General features: G+C 57.6%; 29 protein-coding genes. All 29 read right to left on the reverse strand.

All coding sequences use genetic code 11. The features are described from left to right. Positions 1 to 15: 15 nt before the first annotated feature. Positions 16 to 372, reverse strand: coding sequence for a 30S ribosomal protein S13 (gene rpsM, locus KHO27_RS19515; protein WP_003255457.1), 357 nt, complete (start codon positions 370 to 372; stop codon positions 16 to 18). A 131-nt stretch (positions 373 to 503) separates the two neighbouring features. Then, a complete protein-coding gene (gene rpmJ, locus KHO27_RS19520) occupies positions 504 to 620 on the reverse strand; it encodes a 50S ribosomal protein L36 (RefSeq protein ID WP_011531897.1) in 117 nt (38 codons plus the stop codon). Positions 621 to 650: 30 nt separating this feature from the next. Beyond that, positions 651 to 1,982: a preprotein translocase subunit SecY gene (gene secY, locus KHO27_RS19525; protein WP_003257108.1), complete on the reverse strand. Its 1,332-nt coding sequence runs from the start codon at positions 1,980 to 1,982 to the stop codon at positions 651 to 653. After that, positions 1,983 to 2,417 (reverse strand): 50S ribosomal protein L15, encoded by a 435-nt coding sequence (rplO, locus tag KHO27_RS19530; protein ID WP_011531896.1) that lies wholly within the window; start codon positions 2,415 to 2,417, stop codon positions 1,983 to 1,985. A 3-nt stretch (positions 2,418 to 2,420) separates the two neighbouring features. Next, complete coding sequence (gene rpmD, locus KHO27_RS19535; protein WP_011531895.1) at positions 2,421 to 2,597, reverse strand: 50S ribosomal protein L30; 177 nt, start codon at positions 2,595 to 2,597, stop codon at positions 2,421 to 2,423. 2 nt (positions 2,598 to 2,599) lie between these two features. Beyond that, entirely contained in the window at positions 2,600 to 3,100 is a 501-nt protein-coding gene (gene rpsE / locus KHO27_RS19540) for a 30S ribosomal protein S5 (protein ID WP_046857343.1), read from the reverse strand. Between the two features lie 3 nt (positions 3,101 to 3,103). After that, on the reverse strand, positions 3,104 to 3,454 hold the full coding sequence (gene rplR, locus KHO27_RS19545) for a 50S ribosomal protein L18 (protein WP_023629183.1): 351 nt from the start codon (positions 3,452 to 3,454) through the stop codon (positions 3,104 to 3,106). 10 nt (positions 3,455 to 3,464) lie between these two features. Further along, positions 3,465 to 3,998 carry a 50S ribosomal protein L6 gene (gene rplF, locus KHO27_RS19550; RefSeq protein WP_038707244.1) on the reverse strand — a complete coding sequence of 178 codons (534 nt, stop codon included), beginning with the start codon at positions 3,996 to 3,998 and terminating at the stop codon, positions 3,465 to 3,467. A gap of 12 nt (positions 3,999 to 4,010) precedes the next feature. Then, complete coding sequence (gene rpsH, locus KHO27_RS19555; RefSeq protein WP_023629182.1) at positions 4,011 to 4,403, reverse strand: 30S ribosomal protein S8; 393 nt, start codon at positions 4,401 to 4,403, stop codon at positions 4,011 to 4,013. Between the two features lie 209 nt (positions 4,404 to 4,612). Continuing rightward, positions 4,613 to 4,918, reverse strand: a complete 306-nt coding sequence (rpsN, locus tag KHO27_RS19560) for a 30S ribosomal protein S14 (protein ID WP_023629181.1) — start codon at positions 4,916 to 4,918, stop codon at positions 4,613 to 4,615. 13 nt (positions 4,919 to 4,931) lie between these two features. Beyond that, on the reverse strand, positions 4,932 to 5,471 hold the full coding sequence (gene rplE, locus KHO27_RS19565) for a 50S ribosomal protein L5 (protein WP_003255474.1): 540 nt from the start codon (positions 5,469 to 5,471) through the stop codon (positions 4,932 to 4,934). A gap of 20 nt (positions 5,472 to 5,491) precedes the next feature. Further along, a complete protein-coding gene (rplX, locus tag KHO27_RS19570; protein WP_023629180.1) occupies positions 5,492 to 5,806 on the reverse strand; it encodes a 50S ribosomal protein L24 in 315 nt (104 codons plus the stop codon). Positions 5,807 to 5,817: 11 nt separating this feature from the next. Then, a complete protein-coding gene (gene rplN / locus KHO27_RS19575; protein ID WP_008089810.1) occupies positions 5,818 to 6,186 on the reverse strand; it encodes a 50S ribosomal protein L14 in 369 nt (122 codons plus the stop codon). 23 nt (positions 6,187 to 6,209) lie between these two features. Then, positions 6,210 to 6,476 (reverse strand): 30S ribosomal protein S17, encoded by a 267-nt coding sequence (rpsQ, locus tag KHO27_RS19580; protein WP_003255478.1) that lies wholly within the window; start codon positions 6,474 to 6,476, stop codon positions 6,210 to 6,212. A gap of 2 nt (positions 6,477 to 6,478) precedes the next feature. Beyond that, entirely contained in the window at positions 6,479 to 6,670 is a 192-nt protein-coding gene (rpmC, locus tag KHO27_RS19585; protein ID WP_002555481.1) for a 50S ribosomal protein L29, read from the reverse strand. Beyond that, positions 6,670 to 7,083, reverse strand: coding sequence for a 50S ribosomal protein L16 (gene rplP / locus KHO27_RS19590; RefSeq protein ID WP_009397508.1), 414 nt, complete (start codon positions 7,081 to 7,083; stop codon positions 6,670 to 6,672). Before rplP ends, rpmC begins: the two co-directional genes overlap by 1 nt. Positions 7,084 to 7,095: 12 nt before the next feature. Further along, complete coding sequence (gene rpsC / locus KHO27_RS19595) at positions 7,096 to 7,782, reverse strand: 30S ribosomal protein S3 (RefSeq protein ID WP_011531889.1); 687 nt, start codon at positions 7,780 to 7,782, stop codon at positions 7,096 to 7,098. A gap of 13 nt (positions 7,783 to 7,795) precedes the next feature. After that, positions 7,796 to 8,128 (reverse strand): 50S ribosomal protein L22, encoded by a 333-nt coding sequence (gene rplV / locus KHO27_RS19600; protein WP_003103908.1) that lies wholly within the window; start codon positions 8,126 to 8,128, stop codon positions 7,796 to 7,798. 11 nt (positions 8,129 to 8,139) lie between these two features. Next, positions 8,140 to 8,415: a 30S ribosomal protein S19 gene (rpsS, locus tag KHO27_RS19605; RefSeq protein WP_003255482.1), complete on the reverse strand. Its 276-nt coding sequence runs from the start codon at positions 8,413 to 8,415 to the stop codon at positions 8,140 to 8,142. Positions 8,416 to 8,431: 16 nt separating this feature from the next. Then, positions 8,432 to 9,256 (reverse strand): 50S ribosomal protein L2, encoded by an 825-nt coding sequence (gene rplB / locus KHO27_RS19610; RefSeq protein ID WP_003255483.1) that lies wholly within the window; start codon positions 9,254 to 9,256, stop codon positions 8,432 to 8,434. Positions 9,257 to 9,270: 14 nt separating this feature from the next. After that, positions 9,271 to 9,570, reverse strand: coding sequence for a 50S ribosomal protein L23 (gene rplW, locus KHO27_RS19615; RefSeq protein WP_003255484.1), 300 nt, complete (start codon positions 9,568 to 9,570; stop codon positions 9,271 to 9,273). Beyond that, positions 9,567 to 10,169 carry a 50S ribosomal protein L4 gene (rplD, locus tag KHO27_RS19620; protein ID WP_003255485.1) on the reverse strand — a complete coding sequence of 201 codons (603 nt, stop codon included), beginning with the start codon at positions 10,167 to 10,169 and terminating at the stop codon, positions 9,567 to 9,569. The genes rplW and rplD overlap by 4 nt, the downstream gene beginning before the upstream one ends. Positions 10,170 to 10,181: 12 nt before the next feature. Beyond that, positions 10,182 to 10,817 (reverse strand): 50S ribosomal protein L3, encoded by a 636-nt coding sequence (rplC, locus tag KHO27_RS19625; RefSeq protein WP_011531887.1) that lies wholly within the window; start codon positions 10,815 to 10,817, stop codon positions 10,182 to 10,184. A gap of 80 nt (positions 10,818 to 10,897) precedes the next feature. Beyond that, on the reverse strand, positions 10,898 to 11,209 hold the full coding sequence (rpsJ, locus tag KHO27_RS19630) for a 30S ribosomal protein S10 (protein WP_003186070.1): 312 nt from the start codon (positions 11,207 to 11,209) through the stop codon (positions 10,898 to 10,900). A 141-nt stretch (positions 11,210 to 11,350) separates the two neighbouring features. Next, positions 11,351 to 12,544 carry an elongation factor Tu gene (tuf, locus tag KHO27_RS19635; RefSeq protein WP_038707241.1) on the reverse strand — a complete coding sequence of 398 codons (1,194 nt, stop codon included), beginning with the start codon at positions 12,542 to 12,544 and terminating at the stop codon, positions 11,351 to 11,353. Between the two features lie 27 nt (positions 12,545 to 12,571). Continuing rightward, entirely contained in the window at positions 12,572 to 14,719 is a 2,148-nt protein-coding gene (gene fusA, locus KHO27_RS19640; RefSeq protein WP_054893561.1) for an elongation factor G, read from the reverse strand. 30 nt (positions 14,720 to 14,749) lie between these two features. Next, positions 14,750 to 15,220, reverse strand: coding sequence for a 30S ribosomal protein S7 (gene rpsG, locus KHO27_RS19645; RefSeq protein ID WP_023628750.1), 471 nt, complete (start codon positions 15,218 to 15,220; stop codon positions 14,750 to 14,752). Positions 15,221 to 15,326: 106 nt separating this feature from the next. After that, entirely contained in the window at positions 15,327 to 15,698 is a 372-nt protein-coding gene (gene rpsL, locus KHO27_RS19650) for a 30S ribosomal protein S12 (RefSeq protein WP_214500661.1), read from the reverse strand. 211 nt (positions 15,699 to 15,909) lie between these two features. After that, on the reverse strand, positions 15,910 to 20,109 hold the full coding sequence (rpoC, locus tag KHO27_RS19655) for a DNA-directed RNA polymerase subunit beta' (protein ID WP_046857349.1): 4,200 nt from the start codon (positions 20,107 to 20,109) through the stop codon (positions 15,910 to 15,912). Positions 20,110 to 20,157 lie beyond the last annotated feature (48 nt).

Below are 20,157 nucleotides of genomic sequence, written 5' to 3' on the forward strand. Positions count from 1 at the left end.
TATATTCCTGGGCGATTACTTGCGGATCGGCTTACGCGGGCCCTTACGGGTGCGTGCGTTGGTCTTGGTGCGCTGACCGCGAACCGGCAGACCTTTACGATGACGCAGGCCGCGGTAGCAACCCAGGTCCATCAAGCGCTTGATCTTCATGTTGATGTCACGGCGCAGGTCACCTTCGGTGGTGAACTTCGCGACTTCGCCACGCAGGGTTTCGATTTGCTCGTCGCTCAGATCCTTGATCTTAGCGGCTGGGTTTACACCAGCATCCGCACAGATCTTCTGTGCAGTTGTGCGACCGACACCATAGATGTAGGTCAGCGAGATAACAGTATGCTTGTTATCTGGAATGTTGACGCCTGCAATACGGGCCATTCAGTGGGACTCCAATTGACAGCTACCTACGCCCCGGAAGCCAAGAAATAGGGCGCGAGATAATATCGCTGTAGAAACGAATAATCAACCCAGCAGCACACTAGCTGCTGGGTTTGAAGCGCGGATCACACTCAGCCTTGGCGCTGCTTGTGACGCGGTTCCGCGCTGCAGATCACGCGCACGATACCTTCGCGACGAATGATCTTGCAGTTGCGGCACAGCTTTTTCACCGATGCACGAACTTTCATTACCGACTCCTCGAACCTTAAGGGGCTAAATCAGCGCAGCAGACCGCTGCCGCCGTAGCCTTTCAGGTTGGCTTTCTTCATCAGGGATTCGTACTGGTGCGAAACGAGGTGCGATTGTACTTGGGACATGAAGTCCATCACAACCACTACCACAATCAGCAACGAGGTCCCGCCAAGGTAGAACGGCACGTTTGCTGCTACCACCAGGAACTGGGGCAGAAGGCACACGGCCATCATGTAAAGAGCACCGAACATGGTCAAACGGGTCAGAACGCCATCAATGTAGCGCGCCGACTGCTCACCAGGACGGATACCCGGAATAAAGGCACCGGACTTCTTCAGGTTTTCCGCTACGTCTTTCGGGTTGAACATCAACGCTGTGTAGAAGAAGCAGAAGAAAATAATCCCTGCACTAAACAGCAGAATGTTCAACGGCTGACCAGGAGCGATCGACTGCGAGATGTCCTGCAGCCAGCCCATACCTTCAGACTGACCGAACCAGGCACCCAGCGAAGCCGGGAACAGCAAGATGCTGCTCGCGAAAATGGCCGGAATTACGCCCGCCATGTTCACTTTCAGCGGCAGGTGGCTGGTCTGCGCAGCGAAGACCTTGCGGCCCTGCTGACGCTTGGCGTAGTGAACGGCGATACGACGCTGACCACGCTCGATGAACACCACGAAGCCGATAATCGCTACTGCCAGCAAACCGATTGCGACCAGGGCGAAGATGTTGATATCGCCTGTGCGTGCAGACTCGAAAGACTGCCCGATTGCTCTCGGAAGACCGGCAACGATACCTGCGAAGATCAACATCGAGATACCGTTGCCCACACCGCGCTCGGTGATCTGCTCACCCAGCCACATCATGAACATCGCGCCCGCCACGAAGGTGGAGACGGCGACGACATGGAAGCCGAGGCCAACAGAAAACGCCACGCCCTGGTTGGCCAGGCCAATGGACATGCCAATGGCTTGAACCAGCGCCAGGATAACGGTGCCGTAGCGGGTGTACTGGCTGATCTTGCGACGGCCAGCTTCACCTTCCTTCTTCAACTGCTCCAGCTGCGGGCTGACAGCGGTCATGAGCTGCATGATGATCGATGCCGAGATGTACGGCATGATCCCCAGTGCAAAGATGCTCATGCGCTCCAGCGCGCCGCCGGAAAACATGTTGAACAAGCTAAGAATGGTCCCCTCATTCTGCCGGAACAGATCCGCGAGACGGTCCGGGTTAATGCCTGGTACCGGGATGTGCGCGCCAATCCGATAGACGATGATCGCCATGAACAGAAAACGCAGACGAGCCCAGAGTTCCGACATCCCGCCCTTACCGAGCGAAGAGAGAGCACCTTGCTTAGCCATTTATTCCTCGAACTTGCCGCCAGCTGCTTCGATAGCCGCACGTGCACCTTTGGTGACGGCGATACCCTTGAGGGTGACTGCGCGAGTGACTTCGCCCGACAGCATGATTTTCACACGCTGTACGTGCTGGCCGATCACGTTGGCGTCCTTCAGGGACTGAACGGTGATCAGATCGCCTTCCACCTTGGCCAGCTCGGACAGACGCACTTCGGCGCGATCCATGGCTTTCAGGGAAACGAAGCCGAACTTCGGCAGGCGACGGTGCAGCGGCTGTTGACCGCCTTCGAAGCCTGGAGCGATGGAACCACCGGAACGGGAGGTCTGACCTTTGTGACCACGGCCACCGGTCTTACCCAGACCGCTACCGATACCACGGCCCGGACGGTGCTTCTCGCGACGGGAACCCGGCGCTGGACTCAGATCATTGAGTTTCATCGATTAACCCTCGACCTTCAGCATGTAGTAAGCCTTGTTGATCATCCCGCGGTTCTCGGGAGTATCCTGGACTTCTACAGTGTGACCGATACGACGCAGACCCAGACCCTTCACGCACAGCTTGTGGTTAGGGATACGGCCCGAGACGCTCTTGATCAGCGTTACTTTGACGGTTGCCATGATCAGCGGATCTCCTCAACAGTCTTGCCGCGCTTGGCAGCAATGGACTCAGGGGATTGCATGGCTTTCAGACCCTTGAAGGTGGCGTGAACCACGTTCACCGGGTTGGTCGAACCGTAGCACTTGGCCAGGACGTTCTGAACACCAGCAACTTCCAGGACGGCACGCATTGCGCCGCCGGCGATGATACCGGTACCTTCCGAGGCAGGCTGCATGTACACCTTCGAGGCGCCGTGGGCGGCCTTGGTGGCGTACTGCAGGGTGGTGCCCTTCAGGTCAACCTGAATCATGTTGCGACGAGCAGCTTCCATGGCTTTCTGGATCGCGGCAGGTACTTCGCGCGATTTGCCACGGCCAAAGCCAACACGACCCTTGCCATCACCTACCACGGTCAGCGCGGTGAAGGTGAAGATACGGCCGCCTTTAACGGTTTTGGCTACGCGGTTAACTTGAACCAGCTTCTCGATGTAGCCTTCGTCGCGCTTTTGATCGTTATTTGCCATAACTTAGAACTCCAGCCCGCCTTCACGAGCAGCATCAGCCAGCGCCTTGACGCGGCCATGGTACTTGAAGCCGGAACGGTCAAAGGCAACTTGAGATACACCGGCGGCTTTCGCGCGCTCAGCTACCAGCTTGCCAACCTTAGTGGCCGCGTCGATGTTGCCAGTGGCGCCATCACGCAGTTCTTTGTCCAAGGTAGAGGCGCTTGCCAGAACCTTGCTGCCGTCGGCCGAAATGACCTGGGCATAGATGTGCTGCGAGGAGCGGAACACGCACAGACGCACGGCTTCGAGCTCGTGCATTTTCAGGCGTGCTTTGCGAGCGCGACGCAGTCGAATAACTTTTTTGTCGGTCATTTGCTAGGCCCTACTTCTTCTTGGCTTCTTTACGACGGACTACTTCGTCCGCGTAACGCACACCCTTGCCCTTGTAAGGCTCTGGCGGACGGAAACCGCGGACTTCAGCGGCCACCTGACCCACCAGCTGCTTGTCGATACCCTTGATCAGGATGTCGGTCTGGCTTGGGGTTTCAGCGGTGATACCGGCTGGCAGTTCGTAATCCACTGGGTGCGAGAAGCCCAGAGCCAGGTTCAGGACGGTGCCTTTGGCCTGAGCTTTGTAACCAACACCGACCAGCTGGAGCTTGCGCTCGAAGCCTTGGCTTACGCCGTGGACCATGTTGTTCACCAGGGCGCGGGTGGTACCGGCCATGGCGCGAGCTTGCTGGTCACCGTTGCGAGCGACGAAACGCAGCTCACCAGCTTCTTCGGTAACTTCAACAGACGAGTGAACGTTCAGTTCGAGAGTGCCCTTGGCACCCTTTACCGAAAGCTGCTGACCGGCGAATTTGACTTCGACGCCTGCTGGCAGCTTAACGGGGTTCTTAGCGACGCGAGACATGCCTATCTCCCCTTAGAACACTGTGCACAGAACTTCGCCGCCGACACCGGCAGCGCGCGCAGCGCGGTCAGTCATCACACCTTTGTTGGTGGAGACGATAGACACGCCCAGGCCGCCACGTACTTTCGGCAGCTCAGAGACGGCCTTGTACTGGCGCAGGCCAGGACGGCTGGTACGCTTCAGTTCCTCGATGACCGGACGGCCTTCGAAGTACTTGAGTTCGATCGACAGGGAAGGCTTGGCTTCGCCGTTGACTTCGTAGCCAGCGATGTAGCCTTCGTCTTTCAGTACTTTGGCAACCGCGACCTTCAGGGTAGAAGAAGGCATGCTTACGACAGACTTTTCAGCCATCTGGGCATTACGGATGCGAGTTAGCATGTCCGCTAACGGGTCCTGCATACTCATGGGCTAGATGCTCCTGATACAAGAATTATTAGCCTTGCGGCTATCACAACCACCCGAACAGGCAGGGCAAAAAACCCGGGCTCAGGTGAGCCGGTCATTCTAGACACAAGGCAGAAACGAAACAAGCCCCATATAGGGGCTTGTTTCAATGCGAGGTCACCGGCGGTCGGAAGATCGCCCCCTTCCACCGGTGGTCACGCCAACCGGGATTACCAGCTGGCCTTGACCAGACCCGGCACGTCACCACGCATGGCGGCTTCGCGCAGCTTGTTACGACCGAGGCCGAACTTGCGGTACACGCCGTGCGGACGACCGGTGATGCGGCAACGGTTACGCATGCGCGAAGCGCTGGCGTCACGTGGTTGCTTCTGCAGGGCGACAACGGCAGCGAAACGCTCTTCTGGAGAGGCGTTCAGGTTGACGATGGTCGCTTTCAGCTCGGCACGCTTTTTGGCGTACTTGGCTACCGTGAGCTGACGCTTCAGCTCGCGGTTCTTCATGCTCTTCTTGGCCATTTTCCTACTCCAATCAGTTGCGGAACGGGAACTTGAAAGCACGCAGCAGAGCGCGGCCTTCGTCGTCCGAACGAGCAGTGGTGGTCAGGGTGATGTCCAAACCGCGCAGAGCATCGATCTTGTCGTAGTCGATTTCCGGGAAGATGATCTGCTCTTTCACGCCCATGCTGTAGTTGCCACGACCATCGAAGGACTTGGCATTCAGGCCGCGGAAGTCGCGAACCCGAGGCAGGGAGATCGCCAGCAGGCGGTCCAGGAATTCGTACATCTTGTCGCTACGCAGGGTCACCTTGACGCCGATCGGCCAGCCTTCACGGACTTTGAAGCCCGCGATGGATTTACGAGCGAAAGTCACGACCGGCTTTTGACCGGTGATCTTTTCCAGGTCGGCAACAGCGTGCTCGATGACTTTCTTGTCGCCGATCGCTTCGCCCAGACCCATGTTCAGGGTGATTTTGGTAACGCGCGGAACTTCCATCACGTTCGACAGCTTAAGTTCTTCCTTAAGCTTGGGAGCGATTTCGTTCCGGTAAATCTCTTTCAGTCGTGCCATGGTCTTCTACCTAGCAGTGTTCAAGCATCAACCGCTTTTTGGGTCGACTTGAAGACACGAATTTTCTTGCCTTCTTCTACTTTGAAGCCAACGCGGTCAGCCTTGTTGGTTTCGCTGTTGAAGATGGCAACGTTGGAAGCGTGCAGTGGCGCTTCTTTTTCGACGATACCGCCCTGAACGCCCGCCATCGGGTTAGGCTTGGTATGACGCTTGACCAGGTTCACGCCACCGATGACCAGACGGTCATCAGCCAGAACCTTCAGCACCTTACCGCGCTTACCCTTGTCTTTGCCGGCGATCACGATGATCTCGTCGTCACGACGAATCTTTTGCATGTCGGATCTCCTTAGAGCACTTCAGGGGCGAGCGAAACGATCTTCATGAACTTCTCGGTACGAAGTTCACGGGTCACTGGCCCGAAGATGCGAGTACCGATCGGCTCTTGCTTGGTGTTCAGCAGAACAGCAGCGTTGCCGTCGAAACGAATGATGGAACCGTCAGCGCGACGTACACCGTGACGGGTACGGACGACAACAGCGGTCATCACCTGGCCTTTTTTGACCTTACCGCGAGGAATTGCTTCCTTGACGGTAACTTTGATGATGTCACCGATACCGGCGTAACGACGGTGGGAACCGCCGAGCACCTTGATGCACATGACGCGACGAGCGCCGCTGTTATCGGCCACATCGAGCATGGATTGAGTCTGAATCATAAAATTTCTCCGACCCCTAGCCCTTAGACTTCAACAGCGCGTTCGAGGACTTCAACCAGTGCCCAGGACTTGGTCTTGGCCAGCGGACGGGTTTCACGGATGGAAACCTTGTCGCCGATCTTGCACTGGTTGGCTTCGTCGTGCGCGTGCAGCTTAGTCGAACGCTTAACGTATTTACCGTAGATCGGGTGCTTTACGCGACGCTCGATCAGAACGGTGATGGTCTTGTCCATTTTGTCGCTGACGACACGGCCAGTCAGCGTACGGACGGTTTTTTCAGCTTCAGCCATGATCACTTACCTGCCTGCTGGTTGAGCACAGTTTTCACGCGAGCGATGTCACGCTTAACTTGCGAGAGCAGGTGCGACTGCCCCAACTGGCCAGTTGCTTTCTGCATGCGCAGATTGAACTGGTCGCGCAGCAAGCCGAGCAGTTGCTCATTCAGTTGCTGTGCGGATTTTTCACGAAGTTCATTCGCTTTCATCACATCACCGTCCGCTTAACAAAGGAGGTGGCGAGTGGCAGCTTTGCAGCAGCCAGGGCGAAAGCTTCGCGCGCCAGCTCTTCAGAAACACCCTCGATCTCGTACAGGACTTTGCCTGGCTGAATCTGGGCAACCCAGTATTCCACGGAACCCTTACCTTTACCCATCCGCACTTCGAGAGGCTTCTTGGTAACCGGCTTGTCCGGGAACACACGGATCCAGATCTTGCCGCCACGCTTAACGTGACGGGTCAGGGCACGACGTGCCGACTCGATCTGGCGAGCGGTGAGACGACCGCGGGCGACAGCTTTCAGAGCGAACTCGCCGAAGCTGACCTTGCTACCGCGCAGTGCCAGACCACGGTTGTGGCCGGTCATCTGCTTGCGGAATTTTGTACGCTTTGGTTGCAACATTTGGCGTACCCCTTACTTAGCAGCTTTTTTACGAGGCGCTGGTGCTTGCGGCTTCAGCTCTTCCTGGCGACCACCAATAACTTCGCCTTTGAAGATCCAAACCTTCACACCGATCACACCGTAGGTGGTGTGAGCTTCGTAGGTGTTGTAGTCGATATCGGCACGCAGGGTGTGCAGGGGCACACGACCTTCGCGATACCACTCGGTACGTGCGATCTCGGCGCCGCCGAGACGACCGCTCACCTGGATCTTGATGCCCTTGGCACCAATACGCATGGCGTTCTGCACGGCGCGCTTCATGGCGCGACGGAACATTACGCGGCGTTCCAGCTGCTGGGCTACGCTCTGAGCAACCAGCATGGCGTCGAGTTCCGGCTTGCGGATCTCTTCGATGTTGATGTGCACAGGCACACCCATCTGCTTGGTCAGGTCCTGACGCAGCTTCTCAACATCTTCACCTTTCTTGCCGATAACGATACCGGGACGAGCGGTGTGGATGGTGATGCGTGCAGTTTGAGCCGGGCGATGAATATCGATACGGCTAACGGACGCGCTTTTTAGTTTGTCTTGGAGGTACTCGCGAGTTTGCAGATCCTTGAGCAGGTAATCTGCGTAAGTCGCGCCGTCTGCGTACCAGACGGAGGTGTGCTCCTTGACGATTCCCAGGCGAATGCCAGTGGGATGTACTTTCTGACCCATCTGATCGACTCCGTTACTTGTCCGCAACCTTGACAGTGATATGGCAAGACCGCTTGACGATGCGATCAGCACGGCCTTTGGCACGTGGCATGATGCGCTTCAGCGAACGCCCTTCGTTGACGAAGACGGTGGAGACCTTCAGGTCATCAACGTCTGCGCCTTCGTTGTGTTCGGCGTTGGCAACGGCCGACTCGAGGACTTTCTTCATGATTTCAGCGGCTTTTTTGCTGCTGAAGGCCAACAGGTTGAGCGCTTCGCCCACCTTCTTCCCGCGGATCTGGTCGGCGACCAAGCGGGCTTTCTGGGCGGAGATGCGAGCGCCCGACAACTTAGCGGCTACTTCCATTTCCTTACCCCTTAACGCTTGGCTTTCTTGTCAGCCACGTGCCCGCGGTAGGTGCGGGTACCGGCGAACTCGCCCAGTTTGTGGCCGACCATGTCTTCGTTCACGAGAACTGGGACGTGTTGGCGACCGTTGTGTACCGCGATGGTCAGACCGACCATTTGTGGCAGGATCATCGAACGGCGCGACCAGGTTTTAACTGGCTTGCGATCGTTCTTCTCCACCGCCACTTCGACCTTCTTCAACAGGTGAAGATCGATAAAAGGACCTTTTTTCAGAGAACGTGGCACTGTCGTATCCCTCTAGTTACTTGCGACGACGGACGATCATGTTGTCGGTACGCTTATTACCACGGGTTTTGGCACCCTTGGTTGGGAAGCCCCATGGCGATACCGGATGACGACCACCGGAGGTACGACCTTCACCACCACCATGTGGGTGGTCAACCGGGTTCATGGCAACACCACGAACGGTTGGGCGAACGCCGCGCCAGCGTTTGGCACCAGCTTTACCCAGCGAACGCAGGCTGTGCTCGGAGTTCGAGACTTCGCCCAGGGTCGCACGGCACTCAGCCAGGACTTTACGCATTTCACCAGAGCGCAGACGCAGGGTCACGTAGACGCCTTCACGGGCGATCAGCTGAGCCGAAGCACCAGCGGAACGTGCGATCTGAGCACCTTTACCCGGCTTCAATTCGATGCCGTGAATGGTGCTACCTACTGGAATGTTGCGCAGTTGCAGGGAGTTACCGGCCTTGATTGGGGCCAGGGCACCTGCGATCAGCTGGTCGCCAGCACTCACGCCTTTAGGGGCGATGATGTAGCGACGCTCACCGTCTGCGTAGCACAGCAGGGCGATGTGAGCAGTACGGTTTGGATCGTATTCGATACGCTCGACAGTGGCTGGGATGCCATCTTTGTCGTTGCGACGGAAGTCGACCAGACGGTAGTGCTGCTTATGACCACCACCCACGTGACGCGTGGTGATGCGGCCATTGTTGTTACGACCACCAGACTTCGATTTCTTCTCGATCAGCGGTGCGTGAGGAGCGCCTTTGTGCAGCTCCTTGTTGACCACCTTGACCACGAAACGGCGGCCAGGGGAAGTCGGTTTGCATTTAACGATTGCCATGATGCACCCCTTCCTTACTCAGCACTGCTGCTGAAATCGAGATCTTGGCCTGGCTGAAGGGAGACGATCGCCTTCTTCCAGTCATTACGCTTGCCCAGACCACGTGCGGTACGCTTGGTTTTACCCAGAACGTTAACAGTCGACACGTTTTCAACTTTTACGTTGAACAGGCCTTCGACAGCTTTCTTGATTTCCAGCTTGGTTGCATCGGTAGCAACCTTGAATACGAACTGGCCTTTTTTCTCAGCCAGAACGGTAGCCTTCTCGGAAACGTGCGGGCCAAGGAGGACTTTGAATACGCGTTCCTGGTTCATCCCAGCAGCTCCTCGAATTTCTTCACGGCCGAGACAGTGATCAACACTTTCTCGTATGCGATCAGACTGACCGGGTCGGAACCTTGAACGTCACGTACATCGACGTGCGGCAGGTTACGAGCAGCCAGGTACAGGTTCTGATCAACAGCGTCCGAAACGATCAGTACGTCGCTCAGACCCATGCCGTTCAGCTTGTTCAGCAGATCTTTGGTTTTCGGTGCTTCGACAGCGAAGTCCTGAACCACGACCAGACGGTCGCTACGCACCAGCTCGGCGAGGATGGAGCGCAGGGCTGCGCGGTACATCTTCTTGTTGAGCTTCTGCGAGTGATCTTGAGGACGAGCTGCGAAGGTTACACCACCGCCACGCCAGATCGGACCACGGGTAGTACCGGCACGAGCACGGCCAGTACCTTTCTGACGCCATGGGCGCTTACCGCCACCGGCCACGTCAGAACGGGTCTTCTGCTGCTTGGTGCCCTGACGGCCGCCGGCCATGTAGGCCACGACTGCTTGGTGTACCAGCGTCTCGTTGAATTCGCCACCGAAAGTCAGTTCGGAAACTTCGATCGCCTGAGCGTCATTTACATTAAGTTGCATGTCAGTTTCCCCTTACCCGCGAGCCTTGACAGCTGGACGCACAACCACGTCGCCGCCAGTAGCGCCTGGAACGGCACCCTTGATCAGCAGCAGGTTGCGTTCAGCGTCTACGCGTACTACTTCCAGGGACTGCACAGTCACGCGCTCAGCGCCCATGTGACCGGACATTTTCTTGCCCTTGAATACACGACCAGGAGTCTGGCACTGGCCGATGGAGCCAGGGACACGGTGCGATACGGAGTTACCGTGGGTGTTATCTTGACCACGGAAGTTCCAGCGCTTGATGGTACCGGCGAAGCCTTTACCTTTGGACTGACCGGTTACGTCTACCAGCTGGCCTGCAGTGAAGAGTTCAGCTTTGATCAGATCGCCAGCCTGGAAATCGCCTTCTTCAAGACGGAACTCCCAGACACCGCGACCAGCGGCAACGTTGGCCTTGGCAAAGTGGCCTGCCTGAGCGGCGGTCACACGCGAAGCACGACGCTCGCCGACAGTGACTTGCACTGCACGGTAGCCATCAGTTTCTTCGGTTTTGAACTGGGTGACGCGATTCGGCTCGATCTCAATGACCGTGACCGGAATGGAGACACCTTCTTCGGTGAAAATACGGGTCATGCCCGCTTTCCGACCGACTACACCAATAGTCATGTTGTAAACCTCATGAGTGTACGGGGCTTTCACCCGCTATGGCCGCCCATTTCAGAGCGTTACACGACCAGACCGAAGTCTTAGCCGAGGCTGATCTGTACTTCCACGCCGGCCGCCAGATCGAGCTTCATCAGCGCGTCAACGGTTTTATCCGTTGGCTGGACGATGTCCAGAACACGCTTATGAGTGCGAATCTCGTACTGGTCACGCGCGTCTTTGTTGACGTGCGGAGAGACCAGAACGGTGAAACGCTCTTTGCGGGTAGGCAGTGGAATTGGACCACGCACTTGTGCACCAGTACGTTTCGCGGTTTCCACGATTTCCTGGGTGGATTGGTCGATCAGGCGATGGTCGAAAGCCTTCAACCTGATACGGATTTGCTGATTTTGCATTGGATTTCAGACTCCAGGCTGTTCCCAACGGACGCACTACGCCCGCTAAAAGGAGGCGTGATTCTATAGACGCCCCAATTTAGTGTCAACCCAATAAAAAAAGCCCCCGCTGAGCGGGGGCTTTTTCAATCGGTCGAGTGATTACTCGATGATTTTGGCTACGACGCCGGCGCCGACGGTACGACCGCCTTCACGGATGGCGAAACGCAGACCGTCTTCCATTGCAATGGTCTTGATCAGGGTGACAGTCATCTGGATGTTGTCACCTGGCATTACCATTTCAACGCCTTCCGGCAGTTCGCAGTTACCGGTCACGTCAGTGGTACGGAAGTAGAACTGAGGACGGTAGCCTTTGAAGAACGGAGTGTGACGGCCGCCTTCTTCCTTCGACAGGACGTAGACTTCTGCGGTGAACTTGGTGTGCGGCTTGACCGAACCTGGCTTGACCAGAACCTGGCCACGCTCAACGTCGTCACGCTTGGTACCACGCAGCAGAACGCCGCAGTTCTCGCCAGCACGACCTTCGTCCAGCAGCTTGCGGAACATCTCAACACCGGTGCAGGTGGTGGTGGTGGTGTCACGCAGACCAACGATTTCCAGGGCGTCCTGAACGCGGACGATACCACGCTCGATACGACCGGTAACAACGGTACCACGACCCGAGATCGAGAATACGTCTTCGATTGGCATCAGGAACGGCTGGTCGATGGCACGAACTGGCTCAGGGATGTAGGCATCCAGAGTTTCTACCAGCTTCTTGACAGCGGTAGTGCCCATTTCGTTATCGTCTTTGCCTTCCAGCGCCATACGAGCCGAACCAATGATGATCGGGGTGTCGTCGCCTGGGAAGTCGTAGGTGGACAGCAGGTCGCGAACTTCCATCTCGACCAGTTCCAGCAGCTCAGCGTCGTCTACCAGGTCAGCCTTGTTCAGGAAGACCACGATGTACGGAACGCCAACCTGACGGGACAGCAGGATGTGCTCACGGGTTTGTGGCATCGGACCATCGGCGGCCGAGCAAACCAGGATCGCGCCGTCCATCTGGGCAGCACCGGTGATCATGTTCTTCACGTAGTCAGCGTGACCTGGGCAGTCAACGTGAGCGTAGTGACGAATGTTCGAGTTGTACTCGACGTGCGCGGTATTGATGGTGATACCGCGAGCTTTTTCTTCCGGAGCCGAGTCGATCTTGTCGAACTCAACGACGGCCGAACCGAAAACTTCGGAGCAGACGCGGGTCAGCGCTGCAGTCAGAGTGGTCTTACCGTGGTCAACGTGGCCGATAGTGCCGACGTTAACGTGGGGAAGGGAACGATCAAATTTTTCTTTAGCCACGACAGTGAACCTCTTGCCTAAAGGGGATTAGCCTTGTTTTTTAACGAGTGCTTCGACGATGTTCGACGGAGCTTCGGCGTATTTGGAGAATTCCATGGAGTAGCTTGCGCGACCCTGAGACATGGAACGAACGTCGGTTGCGTAACCGAACATCTCTCCGAGCGGTACCTCAGCAGTGATTACCTTGCCGGACACCGAGTCTTCATTACCCTGGATCATCCCACGACGACGGCTCAGGTCACCCATCACGTCACCCAGGTAGTCTTCCGGGGTTACAACTTCGACCTTCATGATCGGCTCAAGCACCACGCCACCGCCCTTCTGGGCCAGTTGCTTGGTCGCCATCGAAGCGGCGATCTTGAACGCCATTTCGTTGGAGTCGACGTCGTGGTACGAACCGTCGAATACCGTAGCCTTCAGGCCGAGCAGCGGATAACCGGCAACAACGCCGTTTTTCATCTGCTCTTCGATACCCTTCTGGATCGGGGCGATGAATTCCTTAGGAATCACACCACCAACGACTTCGTTGGTGAACACCAGACCTTCGGTGATGTTGCCCTTCTCGTCAACGTCCGGCTCCGAGAAACGGATCCAGCAGTGACCGAACTGACCACGACCACCCGACTGACGAACGAACTTACCTTCGATCTCGACGTTGGATTTGGTGATCTTCTCGCGATACGAAACCTGCGGCTTGCCGACGTTGCACTCGACGTTGAACTCGCGCTTCATGCGGTCAACGAGGATGTCCAGGTGCAGCTCACCCATACCGGAGATGATGGTCTGGCCGGTTTCTTCGTCGGTCTTGACGCGGAACGATGGGTCTTCCTGGGCCAGCTTGCCCAGCGCGATACCCATCTTCTCCTGGTCAGCCTTGGTCTTCGGCTCTACGGAGAGCGAAATCACCGGCTCAGGGAAGTCCATACGCTCAAGGATGATCGGCTTGTCGGCATTGCACAGGGTGTCACCAGTGGTGACGTCCTTCATGCCGATCAGAGCAGCGATGTCGCCTGCACGTACTTCCTTGATCTCTTCACGCTGGTTGGCGTGCATCTGCACCATACGACCGACGCGCTCTTTCTTGCCCTTGACCGAGTTGATGACGGAGTCACCGGAGGTCAGGAAGCCCGAGTAGACGCGGACGAAGGTCAGAGTACCCACGAACGGGTCAGTGGCAATCTTGAACGCCAACGCCGAGAACGGCTCGTTGTCGTCAGCAGGACGCTCGTCGTACTGCTCCGGAGTAACTTCATCCTTCGGCACGTCGATCAGATCAGGGTGGATACCCTTGATCGCAGGGATCTCGGTTGGCGCAGGCAGGAAGTCAATAACGGCGTCGAGAACCAGGGGAACGCCCTTGTTCTTAAACGAGGAACCGCAGACAGCAGGAACGATCTCGCTCGCCAGGGTACGGGCACGCAGACCAGCCTTGATGTCTTCGACGGACAGGTCACCTTCTTCAAGGTACTTGTTCATCAGCTCTTCGTTGGCTTCGGCAGCAGCCTCGACCATGTTGCTGCGCCATTCGTTGGCCAGGTCCACCAGCTCGGCAGGAATCTCTTCCTCGCGGTAGGTAGTACCCTTGTCGTCGTCGTTCCAGTAGATGGCTTTCATCTTGATCAGGTCAACCTGACCCTGGAAGTCGTCTTCCGCACCGATAGCCAGCTGGACCGGAACCGGGGTGTGACCCAGGCGGTTCTTGATCTGACCGACAACGCGCAGGAAGTTGGCACCGGCACGGTCCATCTTGTTCACGTAGACAACACGTGGAACGCCGTACTTGTTGGCCTGACGCCATACGGTTTCGGACTGCGGCTCAACGCCGGAGGTACCGCAGAACACAACGACCGCGCCGTCGAGTACACGCAGCGAACGCTCAACTTCAATGGTGAAGTCAACGTGGCCGGGGGTATCGATGACGTTTACGCGATAGTTGTCGTACTGACCACGGGAACCTTTCCAGAAGGTGGTAACGGCAGCGGAGGTAATGGTGATACCGCGCTCCTGCTCCTGCACCATCCAGTCGGTGGTCGCGGCGCCGTCATGCACCTCGCCCATTTTGTGGCTCAGACCTGTGTAGAACAGGATCCGCTCGGTAGTGGTGGTCTTGCCCGCATCAACGTGGGCACAGATACCAATGTTACGGTAGCGGTTAATTGCTGTAGTACGAGCCATAAAGCCCTCGCAAAATGATTGATGCTTGAATTAGAAGCGGTAGTGCGAGAACGCTTTGTTGGCTTCAGCCATACGGTGAACGTCTTCACGCTTCTTGACTGCAGCACCTTTGCCTTCGGCAGCATCCAGCAGTTCACCGGCCAGGCGCAGAGCCATCGACTTCTCGCCGCGCTTGCGGGCGTAGTCTACGAGCCAGCGCATTGCCAGAGCGTTACGACGGGACGGACGAACTTCAACCGGGACCTGGTAAGTGGCACCGCCGACACGGCGGGACTTTACTTCGACCAGCGGAGCGATGGCGTCGAGAGCTTTCTCGAAGATTTCCAGGGGGTCGCTGTTCTTGCGTGCTTTGACTGCATCCAGGGCACCGTAAACGATGCGCTCGGCCACAGCCTTCTTGCCGCTTTCCATCACGTGGTTCATGAACTTGGCGAGGATCTGGGATCCGTACTTCGGATCGTCCAGGATCTCACGTTTTGCTGCTACACGACGTCTTGGCATGATAAGCCCTCAAACGGTCTTCAGGTTAGCCCGGGACGTGGGTCTTCGACCCCTGCCCGACCTTACTCTTATCGACTCAAAAAAATGGATATGTGCAAACGGCCGATTACTTCGGACGCTTGGCACCGTACTTCGAACGACCCTGGTTACGGCCTTTGACGCCCGAAGTATCCAGAGAGCCGCGAACGGTGTGGTAACGAACACCTGGCAAGTCTTTTACACGGCCGCCACGGATCAGGACGACGCTGTGCTCTTGCAGGTTGTGGCCTTCACCACCGATGTACGAGGAAACCTCGAAACCGTTGGTCAGACGCACACGGCATACTTTACGCAGTGCCGAGTTAGGTTTTTTCGGCGTGGTGGTGTACACGCGGGTGCACACGCCACGACGTTGCGGGCAGTTCTGCAGCGCAGGAACGTCGGACTTCTCGACCGAACGCTTACGCGGCTGACGTACCAGCTGGTTGATAGTTGCCATCTACTAGCTCCACTGATTGTCTTGCGACTCTATTGTCTTGCAAGAAAGCCAAAAATTGGCGAGACGGAGCCTCACCAAATTTAAGGGTACAAAAGTCTAAAGAGGATCTTGCACCCAGTCAAGACGAGGCCCCGGCCCTCCTCGCCCGGTCATCGGCAACAAATCATGTCGCCGATGCCCGCTCGAGGCTTGCCGGGGCCCTGCCCTGTACTTAATTACCGCTGGAATTCAGCGCTTCGGTCAGTGCGGCTTCCACCTCACTGGCGCTCACACGCAGCGGTTTGTCGGCATCACGGCGACGCTTGCGCTCGCTGTGATAAGCCAGACCGGTACCGGCCGGGATCAGACGACCCACGACCACGTTCTCTTTCAGGCCGCGCAGGTAGTCACGCTTGCCGGTTACCGCCGCCTCGGTCAGTACACGGGTGGTTTCCTGGAAGGAAGCCGCCGAGATGAACGATTCGGTGGACAGCGAAGCCTTGGTGATACCCAGCAACACGCGGGTGAACTTGGAGATGAACTTGTCTTCGCCGGCGAGACGCTCGTTCTCTACCAGGACCTGAGTCAGTTCCATCTGGTCGCCCTTGATGAAGCTGGAATCGCCCGACTCGGAGATCTCGACCTTGCGCAGCATCTGACGCAGGATGGTCTCGATGTGCTTGTCGTTGATCTTCACGCCTTGCAGACGGTAAACGTCCTGGATCTCGTTGACGATGTACTTCGCCAGCGCGCTTACGCCCAGCAGACGCAGGATGTCGTGCGGATCGCTCGGGCCGTCGGAGATGACTTCGCCGCGGTTGACCTGTTCGCCTTCGAAGACGTTCAGGTGGCGCCACTTCGGAATCAGCTCTTCATACGGATCGCTACCGTCGGTCGGAGTGATGACCAGGCGACGCTTGCCCTTGGTCTCTTTACCGAACGCGATGGTGCCGCTGACTTCAGCCAGGATCGAGGCTTCTTTCGGACGGCGCGCTTCGAACAAGTCGGCAACGCGTGGCAGACCACCGGTGATGTCACGGGTCTTCGACGTTTCTTGCGGGATACGCGCGATAACGTCACCGACGCCGATCTGGGCACCGTCAGCCACGCCGACGAGGGCGTTGGCCGGCAGGAAGTACTGGGCAGGTACGTCGGTACCTGGCAGGTACAGGTCCTTGCCATTGGCGTCGACCATCTTGATCGCCGGACGGATTTCCTTGCCTGCGGCAGGGCGATCCTTGACGTCCAGAACTTCAATGTTGGTCAAGCCGGTCAGCTCATCGGTCTGACGCTTGATGGTGATGTTTTCTTCCATGCCCACGAAGGTCACGGTACCTTTCAGCTCGGTAACGATCGGGTGGGTGTGCGGGTCCCACTTGGCGACGATGGCGCCAGCTTCGACCTTGTCACCTTCCTTGACCGAAATCACGGCACCGTAAGGCAGCTTGTAACGCTCACGCTCACGACCGAACTCGTCGGCAATCGCCAGCTCGCCGGAACGCGATACGGCAACCAGGTTACCGTCGGCACGCTCGACCTGTTTCAGGTTGTGCAGGCGCACCATACCGCCGTTCTTCACCTGGACGCTGTCGGCAGCCGAAGTACGGCTTGCAGCACCACCGATGTGGAACGTACGCATGGTCAGCTGGGTACCCGGCTCACCGATCGACTGTGCAGCGATAACGCCGACAGCTTCACCGATGTTCACCTGGTGGCCGCGCGCCAGGTCACGACCGTAGCACTTGGCGCAGATGCCGTAGCGGGTTTCGCAGTTGATCGGCGAACGCACGACGACTTCGTCGATGCTGTTCAGCTCGATGAATTCGACCCACTGCTCGTCTACCAGGGTACCGGCCGGAACGATGACGTCCTCGGTGCCTGGCTTGAATACGTCACGGGCGATGACACGACCCAGTACGCGCTCACCCAGCGGCTCGACAACGTCGCCGCCTTCGATGTGCGGGGTCATCAGCAGGCCCTGGTCGGTGCCGCAGTCGATCTCGGTCACGACCAGATCCTGGGCGACGTCTACCAGACGGCGAGTCAGGTAACCGGAGTTCGCGGTTTTCAACGCGGTATCCGCCAGACCTTTACGAGCACCGTGAGTCGAGATGAAGTACTGCAGTACGCTCAGACCTTCACGGAAGTTCGCGGTGATCGGCGTCTCGATGATCGAGCCGTCCGGCTTGGCCATCAGGCCACGCATACCGGCCAGCTGACGGATCTGAGCGGCGGAACCACGCGCACCGGAGTCGGCCATCATGTACATCGAGTTGAAGGACTCTTGCTCGACTTCCTTGCCCTCGCGATCGACTACCTTCTCTTTCGAGAGGTTGGCCATCATCGCCTTGGACACTTCGTCGTTCGCCTTGGACCACAAGTCGATGACCTTGTTGTACTTCTCGCCCTGGGTGACCAGGCCGGAGGCGTACTGGCTCTCGATTTCCTTCACTTCGTCGGTAGCGGTACCGATGATGCGGGCTTTTTCGTCCGGGATAACGAAGTCGTTAACGCCGATCGAAACGCCGGAAATGGTCGAGTAGGCAAAACCGGTGTACATCAGCTGGTCAGCGAAGATCACGGTCTCTTTCAGACCCACCACGCGGTAGCACTGGTTGATCAGCTTGGAGATCGCCTTCTTCTTCATCGACTGGTTGACGACGTCGAACGGCAGGCCGGCCGGTACTACCTGGAACAGCAGCGCACGGCCGACGGTGGTGTCGACGATACGGGTGTTCTTGGTGATGCTGCCATCACGGTCTTTCACGGTTTCGTTGATACGAACCTTGATTTTCGCGTGCAGGGCGGCTTCGCCGGCGCGGAATACGCGGTCGACTTCCTGCAGGTCGGCGAATACGCGACCTTCGCCCTTGGCGTTGATGGCTTCACGGGTCATGTAGTACAGACCCAGTACCACGTCCTGCGACGGAACGATGATTGGCTCACCGTTGGCTGGCGACAGGATGTTGTTGGTCGACATCATCAGCGCGCGCGCTTCGAGCTGGGCTTCCAGGGTCAGCGGCACGTGAACGGCCATCTGGTCACCGTCGAAGTCGGCGTTGTACGCGGCGCAGACCAGCGGGTGCAGCTGGATAGCCTTACCTTCGATCAGTACCGGTTCAAAGGCCTGGATACCCAGACGGTGCAGGGTCGGCGCACGGTTGAGCAGTACGGGGTGTTCGCGGATCACCTCGGCGAGAACGTCCCACACCTCCGGCAGCTCGCGCTCGACCATCTTCTTGGCAGCCTTGATGGTGGTCGCCAGACCACGCATTTCCAGCTTGCCGAAAATGAACGGCTTGAACAGCTCGAGGGCCATCTTCTTCGGCAGACCGCACTGGTGCAGACGCAGGGTCGGGCCTACGGTAATTACCGAACGACCGGAGTAGTCCACGCGCTTACCGAGCAAGTTCTGACGGAAGCGACCCTGCTTACCTTTGATCATGTCGGCCAGGGACTTCAGCGGACGCTTGTTCGAGCCAGTGATGGCGCGACCGCGACGGCCGTTGTCGAGCAGGGCGTCGACCGCTTCCTGCAGCATGCGCTTTTCGTTGCGCACGATGATGTCCGGCGCCGACAGATCGAGCAGGCGCTTCAGACGGTTGTTACGGTTGATCACCCGACGATACAGGTCGTTCAGGTCGGAGGTCGCGAAGCGGCCGCCATCCAGCGGTACCAGCGGACGCAGGTCCGGCGGCAGTACTGGCAGGACGGTCAGTACCATCCACTCAGGCAGGTTGCCCGAGCCCTGGAAAGCTTCCATCAGCTTCAGGCGCTTGGACAGCTTCTTGATCTTGGTTTCCGAGTTGGTCTGCGGAATTTCTTCGCGCAGGCGGCCGATCTCGTGCTCCAGGTCGATAGCGTGCAGCAGCTCGCGGACAGCCTCGGCACCCATGCGGGCGTCGAAGTCGTCACCGAACTCTTCCAGCGCTTCGAAGTACTGCTCGTCGTTCAGCAGCTGGCCCTTCTCGAGGGTGGTCATGCCCGGATCGATCACCACGTAGCTCTCGAAGTAGAGCACGCGCTCGATGTCACGCAGGGTCATGTCCATCAGCAGGCCGATGCGGGACGGCAGCGACTTCAGGAACCAGATGTGGGCAACCGGCGAGGCCAGTTCGATGTGCGCCATGCGCTCACGACGAACCTTGGCCAGGGCAACTTCAACGCCGCACTTCTCGCAGATCACGCCGCGGTGCTTGAGGCGCTTGTACTTGCCGCACAGGCACTCGTAGTCCTTGACTGGGCCAAAGATCTTGGCGCAGAACAGGCCGTCACGCTCAGGCTTGAACGTACGGTAGTTGATGGTTTCCGGCTTCTTGACTTCACCGAACGACCACGAACGGATCATTTCAGGCGACGCCAGACCGATGCGGATGGCGTCGAACTCTTCGACTTGACCCTGGTTTTTCAGCAAATTCAGTAGGTCTTTCAAGGCCTTTCCTCCTGGCGGAGCAGGGAGTGGGCATTACCTGCCCACTCC

This window comes from Pseudomonas sp. RC3H12 (assembly GCF_018596375.1).
Taxonomy (GTDB): domain Bacteria; phylum Pseudomonadota; class Gammaproteobacteria; order Pseudomonadales; family Pseudomonadaceae; genus Aquipseudomonas.

Bases quoted from the DNA above. Each gene is read 5' to 3' on its own strand.
- rplR (WP_023629183.1), bottom strand. From the start codon at position 3,454: ATGACCGACAAAAAAGTTATTCGACTGCGTCGCGCTCGCAAAGCACGC.
- rplE (WP_003255474.1), bottom strand. From the start codon at position 5,471: ATGGCACGACTGAAAGAGATTTACCGGAACGAAATCGCTCCCAAGCTT.
- rplO (WP_011531896.1), bottom strand. From the start codon at position 2,417: ATGAAACTCAATGATCTGAGTCCAGCGCCGGGTTCCCGTCGCGAGAAG.
- rpsG (WP_023628750.1), bottom strand. From the start codon at position 15,220: ATGCCAAGACGTCGTGTAGCAGCAAAACGTGAGATCCTGGACGATCCG.
- rplB (WP_003255483.1), bottom strand. From the start codon at position 9,256: ATGGCAATCGTTAAATGCAAACCGACTTCCCCTGGCCGCCGTTTCGTG.
- rpmC (WP_002555481.1), bottom strand. From the start codon at position 6,670: ATGAAAGCGAATGAACTTCGTGAAAAATCCGCACAGCAACTGAATGAG.
- fusA (WP_054893561.1), bottom strand. From the start codon at position 14,719: ATGGCTCGTACTACAGCAATTAACCGCTACCGTAACATTGGTATCTGT.
- rplN (WP_008089810.1), bottom strand. From the start codon at position 6,186: ATGATTCAGACTCAATCCATGCTCGATGTGGCCGATAACAGCGGCGCT.
- rpsH (WP_023629182.1), bottom strand. From the start codon at position 4,403: ATGAGTATGCAGGACCCGTTAGCGGACATGCTAACTCGCATCCGTAAT.
- rplX (WP_023629180.1), bottom strand. From the start codon at position 5,806: ATGCAAAAGATTCGTCGTGACGACGAGATCATCGTGATCGCCGGCAAA.
- rpsE (WP_046857343.1), bottom strand. From the start codon at position 3,100: ATGGCAAATAACGATCAAAAGCGCGACGAAGGCTACATCGAGAAGCTG.
- rpsM (WP_003255457.1), bottom strand. From the start codon at position 372: ATGGCCCGTATTGCAGGCGTCAACATTCCAGATAACAAGCATACTGTT.
- rplW (WP_003255484.1), bottom strand. From the start codon at position 9,570: ATGAACCAGGAACGCGTATTCAAAGTCCTCCTTGGCCCGCACGTTTCC.
- rplP (WP_009397508.1), bottom strand. From the start codon at position 7,083: ATGTTGCAACCAAAGCGTACAAAATTCCGCAAGCAGATGACCGGCCAC.
- secY (WP_003257108.1), bottom strand. From the start codon at position 1,982: ATGGCTAAGCAAGGTGCTCTCTCTTCGCTCGGTAAGGGCGGGATGTCG.
- rplF (WP_038707244.1), bottom strand. From the start codon at position 3,998: ATGTCTCGCGTCGCTAAGAACCCCGTTAAGCTGCCAGCAGGCGTCGAA.
- rpsQ (WP_003255478.1), bottom strand. From the start codon at position 6,476: ATGGCTGAAGCTGAAAAAACCGTCCGTACGCTGACTGGCCGTGTCGTC.
- rpsN (WP_023629181.1), bottom strand. From the start codon at position 4,918: ATGGCCAAGAAGAGCATGAAGAACCGCGAGCTGAAGCGTCAGCTCACG.
- rplC (WP_011531887.1), bottom strand. From the start codon at position 10,817: ATGACTATTGGTGTAGTCGGTCGGAAAGCGGGCATGACCCGTATTTTC.
- rpmJ (WP_011531897.1), bottom strand. From the start codon at position 620: ATGAAAGTTCGTGCATCGGTGAAAAAGCTGTGCCGCAACTGCAAGATC.
- rpsJ (WP_003186070.1), bottom strand. From the start codon at position 11,209: ATGCAAAATCAGCAAATCCGTATCAGGTTGAAGGCTTTCGACCATCGC.
- rpmD (WP_011531895.1), bottom strand. From the start codon at position 2,597: ATGGCAACCGTCAAAGTAACGCTGATCAAGAGCGTCTCGGGCCGTATC.
- rplV (WP_003103908.1), bottom strand. From the start codon at position 8,128: ATGGAAGTAGCCGCTAAGTTGTCGGGCGCTCGCATCTCCGCCCAGAAA.
- rpsC (WP_011531889.1), bottom strand. From the start codon at position 7,782: ATGGGTCAGAAAGTACATCCCACTGGCATTCGCCTGGGAATCGTCAAG.
- rplD (WP_003255485.1), bottom strand. From the start codon at position 10,169: ATGCAACTTAATGTAAATGACGCTCAGGCGATCGAAGTTTCCGAACTG.
- rpsL (WP_214500661.1), bottom strand. From the start codon at position 15,698: ATGGCAACTATCAACCAGCTGGTACGTCAGCCGCGTAAGCGTTCGGTC.